Below are 8,647 nucleotides of genomic sequence, written 5' to 3'. Positions count from 1 at the left end.
GCGGCCGAGCAAACCAGGATAGCGCCGTCCATCTGAGCAGCACCGGTGATCATGTTTTTTACGTAGTCGGCGTGACCTGGGCAGTCAACGTGTGCGTAGTGACGCACGGCCGAATCGTATTCAACGTGAGCGGTGTTGATGGTGATACCACGAGCCTTTTCTTCTGGAGCGCTGTCGATCTTGTCGAAGTCAACGCGAGCCGAACCGAAAACCTCGGAGCAAACACGAGTCAGAGCAGCAGTCAGCGTGGTTTTACCGTGGTCAACGTGACCGATGGTGCCAACGTTGACGTGCGGTTTGTTACGTTCAAATTTTTCTTTAGCCACGACAATAAACTCCTTGCCTAAAGGGGCTGATATCAGCCTTGTTTTTTAATCAGAGCTTCGACGATATTCGACGGAGCTTCGGAGTATTTAGAGAATTCCATGGAGTAGCTTGCGCGACCCTGAGACATGGAGCGAACGTCGGTCGCATAACCGAACATCTCACCCAACGGAACTTCGGCACGGATAACCTTGCCGGAAACCGTATCTTCCATACCCTGGATCAGGCCACGACGACGATTCAGGTCACCCATCACGTCACCCATGTAATCTTCCGGAGTTACCACTTCAACTTTCATAATCGGCTCAAGCACAACACCGCCACCCTTTTGGGCCAGCTGCTTGGTCGCCATGGAAGCCGCAACCTTAAACGCCATCTCGTTGGAGTCGACGTCGTGGTAGGAACCATCAAACACGGTAGCCTTGAGGCCGATCAGCGGATAGCCGGCAACTACGCCGTTCTTCATCTGCTCCTCGATACCCTTCTGAATAGCCGGGATGTATTCCTTCGGAACCACACCACCCACTACCTCGTTGACGAATTGCAGACCTTCCTGACCTTCGTCAGCAGGCGCGAAGCGGATCCAGCAGTGACCGAACTGGCCACGACCACCGGACTGACGAACGAACTTACCTTCGATTTCGCAGTTCTTGGTGATCTTCTCGCGGTACGAAACCTGCGGCTTACCGATGTTAGCTTCAACACCGAACTCGCGCTTCATACGGTCAACGAGAATGTCGAGGTGCAACTCACCCATTCCAGAAATGATCGTTTGACCAGTCTCTTCGTCGGTTTTGACGCGGAACGACGGGTCTTCCTGAGCAAGCTTGCCCAGAGCGATACCCATTTTTTCCTGGTCATCCTTGGTTTTGGGCTCAACGGCAACCGAGATAACCGGCTCCGGGAAGTCCATGCGAACCAGGATAATTGGCTTCTCAGCGGAGCACAGGGTGTCACCGGTGGTGACGTCCTTCATGCCGATCAGAGCAGCGATGTCGCCAGCGCGTACTTCTTTGATCTCTTCGCGGGTGTTGGCGTGCATTTGCACCATACGGCCCACGCGCTCTTTTTTACCTTTAACCGAGTTGATCACGCCGTCGCCGGAGCTCAAAACGCCAGAGTAAACGCGAGCAAAGGTCAAAGTACCCACGAATGGGTCGGTAGCGATCTTGAACGCCAGAGCCGAGAACGGCTCGCTGTCGTCTGCGTGACGCTCCATTTCAACAGTCTCGTCATCCGGGTCAGAACCCTTGATGGCAGGAATGTCGACCGGGGCCGGCAGGTAGTCAACAACGGCGTCGAGAACCAGGGGAACACCCTTGTTCTTGAACGAGGAACCGCAAACAGCCAAGACGATTTCGCCAGCGATAGTACGCTGACGCAGAGCAGCCTTGATTTCTTCGTTGGTGAGTTCTTCACCTTCGAGATACTTGTTCATCAGCTCTTCGCTGGCTTCGGCCGCAGCCTCAACCATGTTGCTGCGCCACTCTTCAGCCAACTCTTGCAGCTCAGCCGGGATTGCTTCGCGACGAGGGGCCATGCCCTTATCGGCGTCGTCCCAGTAAACCGCTTCCATGGACAGCAAGTCGATCTGACCCTGGAAGTTGTCTTCAGCACCGATAGCCAATTGGATTGGCACAGGAGTGTGACCCAAGCGCTGCTTGATCTGACCTACAACGCGCAGGAAGTTTGCGCCAGCACGGTCCATCTTGTTTACGTAAACAAGACGCGGAACACCGTACTTGTTGGCTTGACGCCACACGGTTTCCGACTGCGGCTCAACACCCGATGTGCCACAGAACACAACGACAGCGCCGTCGAGCACGCGCAAAGAGCGCTCTACTTCGATGGTGAAGTCCACGTGCCCAGGGGTGTCGATGATATTGAAGCGGTAGCTGTCTTTGTGCTGCTTGACGGAACCAGACCAGAAAGCGGTGGTAGCAGCAGAAGTAATGGTGATACCACGCTCCTGCTCCTGAACCATCCAGTCCATGGTCGCGGCGCCATCATGCACCTCGCCCATTTTGTGGTTCACGCCGGTATAGAACAGTACGCGCTCAGTGGTAGTGGTTTTGCCAGCATCCACGTGCGCGACGATACCGATGTTACGGTAGCGGTTAATCGGTGTAAGACGAGCCATAAGCCCCTCGCAATATTAGAAGCGCTGAAATTAGAAGCGGTAGTGCGAAAATGCTTTGTTGGCTTCAGCCATACGGTGCACGTCTTCACGCTTCTTAACTGCAGCACCTTTGCCTTCAGCAGCATCCAACAGCTCACCAGCCAAACGCAGGGCCATGGACTTCTCGCCGCGCTTGCGCGCGTAATCCACCAACCAGCGCATTGCCAGGGCGTTACGACGGGACGGACGAACTTCGACCGGAACCTGATAAGTAGCACCGCCTACACGGCGCGACTTTACTTCGACCAGCGGAGCGATGGCGTCGAGAGCTTTCTCGAAGATTTCCAGGGGATCGCTGTTCTTACGCTCTTTAACCTTCTCCAGCGCGCCATAAACGATACGCTCGGCAACGGCTTTCTTGCCGCTCTCCATCACGTGGTTCATGAACTTGGCCAGGATTTGGCTACCGTATTTTGGATCGTCAAGCACTTCGCGCTTGGCTGCTACACGTCTTCTTGGCATGGATAAGCCCTCAAACGGTCTTCAGGTTAGCCCGGGAACAATAAAACCTCTGGATGACAATCCTGGGTTAGACGCCCGACCTTACTCTTATCGACTCAGAAAAATGAAAATCTATTTGGGTGAAACGGCCGACTAAGCGGACGCAGCACTTACTTCGGACGCTTGGTACCGTACTTCGAACGACCCTGGTTACGACCTTTAACGCCGGAAGTATCCAAAGAACCGCGAACGGTGTGGTAACGAACACCCGGCAAGTCTTTTACACGACCACCACGGATCAATACCACGCTGTGCTCTTGCAGGTTGTGGCCTTCACCGCCGATGTACGAGGAAACCTCGAAACCGTTGGTTAGACGCACACGGCATACTTTACGCAGTGCCGAGTTAGGTTTTTTCGGCGTGGTGGTATACACACGGGTGCATACGCCACGACGTTGCGGGCAGTTCTGCAGCGCAGGCACGTCGGATTTCTCGACGATACGCTTACGCGGCTGACGTACCAGCTGGTTGATAGTTGCCATCTACTAGCTCCACTGTTGTCTTTCGACGCTATTGTCTTACAAGAAAAACAAAATGGCAGGACATAAGTCCCGCCAAATTTAGGGGTACAAGAGTCTAAAGAGCTTCTAGCACCCCGTCAAGACAAGGCCCGGTGACGCTTGACGCTTCACCGGGCCCCGACTTATCTGGCAACCCGTAGCAATTACAGGTTGTTCAACGCTTCCGACAGTTGAGCTTCAGCTTCGCTGGCACTCACTTGGACCGGCTTGCCGGCTTCACGACGACGCTTACGCTCGCTGTGATAAGCCAGACCAGTACCGGCCGGGATCAGACGACCCACTACCACGTTCTCTTTCAAACCACGCAAGAAGTCGCGCTTGCCGGTAACCGCTGCCTCAGTGAGGACGCGGGTGGTTTCCTGGAAGGAAGCCGCCGAGATGAACGATTCAGTGGACAACGACGCCTTAGTGATACCCAGCAGAACGCGGTCGAACTTGGAGATGAACTTGTCATCTGCGCTCAGACGCTCGTTCTCCACCAGTACGTGAGTCAACTCCATCTGGTCGCCCTTGATGAAGCTGGAATCGCCGGATTCGGTGATTTCAACTTTACGCAGCATCTGACGCAGGATGGTCTCGATGTGCTTATCGTTGATCTTCACGCCCTGCAGGCGGTAAACGTCCTGGATCTCGTTGACGATGTACTTGGCCAGCGCGCTCACACCCAGCAGACGCAGGATGTCATGCGGATCGCTCGGACCGTCGGAGATAACTTCACCACGGTTCACTTGTTCGCCTTCGAAGACGTTCAGGTGACGCCACTTCGGAATCAGCTCCTCGTACGGATCGCTACCGTCGTTCGGGGTAATGACCAGACGGCGCTTGCCTTTGGTTTCTTTACCGAACGCGATGGTGCCGCTGACTTCAGCCAGAATCGAGGCTTCTTTCGGACGACGCGCTTCGAACAAGTCGGCAACACGCGGCAGACCACCGGTGATGTCGCGGGTTTTCGAAGTTTCTTGCGGGATACGAGCGATAACATCACCCACGCCCACTTGCGCACCATCCGCCACACCGACCAAAGCGTTAGCCGGCAGGAAGTACTGAGCAGGTACGTCGGTACCTGGCAGCAGCAGATCTTTCCCATCGATACCGACCATCTTCACCGCAGGACGAATGTCCTTGCCGGCAGCTGGACGGTCTTTCGGATCCAATACTTCAATGTTGGTCAAACCAGTCAGTTCGTCAGTTTGACGCTTGATGGTGATCCCTTCTTCCATGCCCACATACGTCACGGTACCTTTCATTTCGGTAACGATCGGGTGGGTGTGCGGGTCCCATTTAGCGACAATGGAACCAGCTTCGAGCTTGTCGCCTTCCTTCACGGAGATAACAGCACCGTACGGCAGTTTGTAGCGCTCGCGCTCACGACCGAATTCGTCAGCAACCGCCAACTCACCGGAACGCGACACTGCAACCAAGTTGCCGTCCAGACGCTCAACATGCTTCAGGTTATGCAGGCGGATAGTACCGCCGTTTTTCACCTGAACACTGTCAGCAGCCGAGGTCCGGCTTGCCGCACCACCGATGTGGAACGTACGCATGGTCAGCTGAGTACCAGGCTCACCGATCGACTGTGCAGCGATAACGCCAACAGCTTCACCGATGTTGATCTGGTGACCGCGAGCCAGGTCGCGACCGTAGCACTTGGCGCAAATGCCATAGCGGGTTTCGCAACTGATCGGCGAACGCACGATCACTTCGTCGATGCTGTTCAGCTCGATAAATTCAACCCACTGCTCGTCAACCAATGTACCGGCTGGAACGATCACTTCTTCAGTGCCTGGCTTGAACACGTCACGGGCAATTACTCGACCCAGCACGCGCTCACCCAGCGGCTCAACTACGTCACCGCCTTCAATGTGCGGGGTCATCAGCAAGCCATGCTCGGTACCACAGTCGATCGCGGTTACAACCAGATCCTGCGCAACGTCAACCAAACGACGAGTCAGGTAACCGGAGTTCGCGGTTTTCAACGCGGTATCCGCGAGACCTTTACGAGCACCGTGAGTGGAGATGAAGTACTGCAGTACGCTCAAGCCTTCACGGAAGTTGGCGGTGATCGGCGTCTCGATGATCGAGCCGTCCGGCTTGGCCATCAGACCACGCATACCAGCCAGCTGGCGGATTTGAGCCGCCGAACCCCGTGCACCGGAGTCAGCCATCATGTACATGGAGTTGAAGGACTCCTGATCCACCTCTTTGCCATGACGGTCGATGACCTTCTCTTTCGAGAGGTTCGCCATCATCGCCTTCGACACTTCGTCGTTGGCCTTGGACCAAAGGTCGATCACCTTGTTGTACTTCTCGCCCTGGGTTACCAGGCCCGAGGCGTACTGGCTTTCGATTTCCTTAACTTCTTCGGTGGCTGCATCAATGATACGAGCCTTCTCATCAGGGATGACAAAGTCATTCACGCCGATGGAAACGCCGGAGATGGTCGAGTAAGCGAAACCGGTGTACATCAACTGGTCAGCGAAAATCACGGTGTCTTTCAAGCCAACCGTGCGGTAGCACTGGTTGATCAGCTTGGAGATCGCCTTCTTCTTCATTGGCTGGTTAACGACGTCGTACGGCAGACCTGCTGGAACCACCTGGAACAGCAGCGCACGGCCAACAGTGGTGTCGACGATACGAGTGTTCTTAGTGATGGTGCCATCGCGGTCTTTGATGACTTCGTTAATACGTACTTTAACTTTGGCGTGCAGCGCTGCTTCGCCGGCGCGGAATACACGGTCGACTTCTTGCAGATCGGCAAACACACGACCTTCGCCTTTGGCGTTGATCGCTTCACGGGTCATGTAATACAGACCCAATACAACGTCCTGCGACGGAACGATGATTGGCTCACCGTTGGCTGGCGACAGAATGTTGTTGGTCGACATCATCAACGCGCGCGCTTCCAACTGGGCTTCCAGTGTCAGCGGTACGTGCACGGCCATTTGGTCGCCGTCGAAGTCGGCGTTGTACGCGGCACAGACCAGCGGGTGCAGCTGAATAGCTTTACCTTCGATCAGAACCGGCTCAAACGCCTGGATACCCAGACGGTGAAGGGTCGGTGCACGGTTGAGGAGCACGGGGTGTTCGCGAATCACTTCAGCGAGAACGTCCCAAACTTCTGGCAACTCGCGCTCAACCATTTTCTTGGCGGCTTTGATGGTGGTGGCCAGGCCACGCATTTCCAACTTGCCGAAAATGAACGGTTTGAATAGCTCGAGGGCCATCTTCTTCGGCAGACCGCACTGATGCAGACGCAGAGTCGGGCCTACGGTAATTACCGAACGACCGGAGTAGTCCACGCGTTTACCGAGCAAGTTCTGACGGAAACGACCTTGCTTACCCTTGATCATGTCGGCCAAGGATTTCAGCGGACGCTTGTTCGAGCCAGTGATGGCGCGACCACGACGGCCGTTGTCGAGCAGGGCGTCAACAGCTTCCTGCAGCATGCGCTTTTCGTTGCGCACGATGATGTCCGGAGCGGACAGATCAAGCAGGCGCTTCAGACGGTTGTTACGGTTGATCACTCGACGATACAGATCGTTGAGGTCGGACGTCGCGAAACGACCACCATCCAACGGCACCAGAGGACGCAGATCTGGCGGCAGAACCGGCAGAACGGTCAGCACCATCCACTCTGGGTGGTTGCCGGAGCCTTGGAAGGCTTCCATCAACTTCAGGCGCTTGGACAGCTTCTTGATTTTGGTTTCCGAGTTGGTCTGCGGAATTTCTTCACGCAAGCGACCGATCTCGTGCTCCAGGTCGATAGCAGTCAACAGCTCACGAACAGCCTCGGCACCCATGCGGGCATCGAAGTCGTCACCGAACTCTTCAATAGCTTCGAAGTACTGCTCGTCATTCAGCAGTTGGCCCTTTTCCAGGGTAGTCATGCCCGGATCGATAACGACATAGCTCTCAAAGTAGAGAACGCGTTCGATATCACGCAGGGTCATGTCCAGCAGCAGGCCGATACGGGACGGCAGCGATTTCAGGAACCAGATATGGGCAACCGGCGAAGCCAGTTCGATATGCGCCATGCGCTCACGGCGAACCTTGGCTAGCGCAACTTCAACGCCGCACTTTTCGCAGATCACACCACGGTGCTTCAGGCGCTTGTACTTACCGCACAAGCACTCGTAGTCTTTGACTGGGCCAAAGATCTTGGCGCAGAACAGGCCGTCACGCTCAGGTTTGAACGTACGGTAGTTAATGGTTTCCGGTTTTTTTACTTCACCGAAGGACCACGAACGGATCATCTCAGGCGAGGCCAACCCAATACGGATGGCATCGAACTCTTCGACTTGACCCTGGTTTTTCAGCAAATTCAGTAGGTCTTTCAAGGCCTTTCCTCCTGGCGGAGCAAGGAGCGGGCTCTACAGCCCCGCTCCCGATGCGCTTCGTGTTATTCGGTTTCCAGATCGATATCGATACCGAGCGAACGGATTTCTTTGATCAACACGTTGAAGGACTCGGGCATGCCCGGCTCCATACGGTGATCGCCGTCCACGATGTTTTTGTACATCTTGGTCCGGCCGTTCACATCGTCCGACTTCACTGTGAGCATTTCTTGCAGAGTGTAAGCAGCACCGTATGCTTCCAGTGCCCAGACCTCCATCTCCCCGAAACGCTGACCACCGAACTGTGCCTTACCACCCAGCGGCTGCTGGGTAACCAGGCTGTACGAACCGGTAGAACGAGCGTGCATCTTGTCGTCTACCAAGTGGTTCAGCTTCAGCATGTACATGTAGCCAACAGTAACCGGGCGCTCGAACTTGTTGCCGGTACGGCCGTCGAACAGCTGCATCTGGCCGCTTTCTGGCAGGTCCGCCAGTTTCAGCATGGCCTTGATTTCGCTTTCCTTGGCGCCGTCGAACACTGGAGTGGCCATTGGAACGCCGCCACGCAGGTTTTGAGCCAGATCCAGGATTTCCTGGTCCGAGAAGTCATCGAGGCTTTCCTGACGACCACCGATCTCGTTGTAGATCTGCTGCATGAACTTGCGCAGCTCGGCGACCTTGCGCTGCTCTTCGAGCATGCGGTTGATCTTCTCGCCCAGGCCCTTGGCCGCGAGGCCCAGGTGGGTTTCAAGGATCTGACCGACGTTCATACGCGACGGTACGCCCAG

At 55.4% G+C, this 8,647-nt stretch carries 5 protein-coding genes and 1 pseudogene; all 6 read right to left on the bottom strand.

Features of this window, described 5'->3' with window-relative positions; translation table 11 throughout:
* Nucleotides 1-326: GTP-binding protein (locus AAAB16_RS13095; protein WP_340663716.1), on the bottom strand; the 326-nt coding region annotated here is incomplete at its 3' end.
* Between the two features lie 32 nt (nt 327-358).
* Nucleotides 359-2,464 (bottom strand): elongation factor G, encoded by a 2,106-nt coding sequence (gene fusA, locus AAAB16_RS13090; protein ID WP_340663715.1) that lies wholly within the window; start codon nt 2,462-2,464, stop codon nt 359-361.
* A 30-nt stretch (nt 2,465-2,494) separates the two neighbouring features.
* Complete coding sequence (rpsG, locus tag AAAB16_RS13085) at nt 2,495-2,965, bottom strand: 30S ribosomal protein S7 (protein ID WP_093426586.1); 471 nt, start codon at nt 2,963-2,965, stop codon at nt 2,495-2,497.
* A 149-nt stretch (nt 2,966-3,114) separates the two neighbouring features.
* The gene (gene rpsL / locus AAAB16_RS13080) at nt 3,115-3,486 is read right to left on the bottom strand and encodes a 30S ribosomal protein S12 (protein WP_003186084.1); all 372 of its coding nucleotides are present in this window, start codon (nt 3,484-3,486) and stop codon (nt 3,115-3,117) included.
* A 182-nt stretch (nt 3,487-3,668) separates the two neighbouring features.
* Nucleotides 3,669-7,862 carry a DNA-directed RNA polymerase subunit beta' gene (gene rpoC / locus AAAB16_RS13075; RefSeq protein WP_340663714.1) on the bottom strand — a complete coding sequence of 1,398 codons (4,194 nt, stop codon included), beginning with the start codon at nt 7,860-7,862 and terminating at the stop codon, nt 3,669-3,671.
* Nucleotides 7,863-7,924: 62 nt separating this feature from the next.
* Nucleotides 7,925-8,647: pseudogene (gene rpoB, locus AAAB16_RS13070) on the bottom strand (DNA-directed RNA polymerase subunit beta); the annotation flags it as partial.

Origin of the sequence: Pseudomonas sp. (assembly GCF_037994325.1) — a bacterium.
Lineage (GTDB): Bacteria > Pseudomonadota > Gammaproteobacteria > Pseudomonadales > Pseudomonadaceae > Aquipseudomonas.
Note: the sequence above shows the minus strand (reverse complement) of the source record. Positions and strands in the feature narration are given on the sequence as shown.

Excerpts from the sequence above, each read along its gene's own strand:
- fusA (WP_340663715.1), bottom strand. The coding sequence starts at position 2,464 with ATGGCTCGTCTTACACCGATTAACCGCTACCGTAACATCGGTATCGTC.
- rpsG (WP_093426586.1), bottom strand. The coding sequence starts at position 2,965 with ATGCCAAGAAGACGTGTAGCAGCCAAGCGCGAAGTGCTTGACGATCCA.
- rpsL (WP_003186084.1), bottom strand. The coding sequence starts at position 3,486 with ATGGCAACTATCAACCAGCTGGTACGTCAGCCGCGTAAGCGTATCGTC.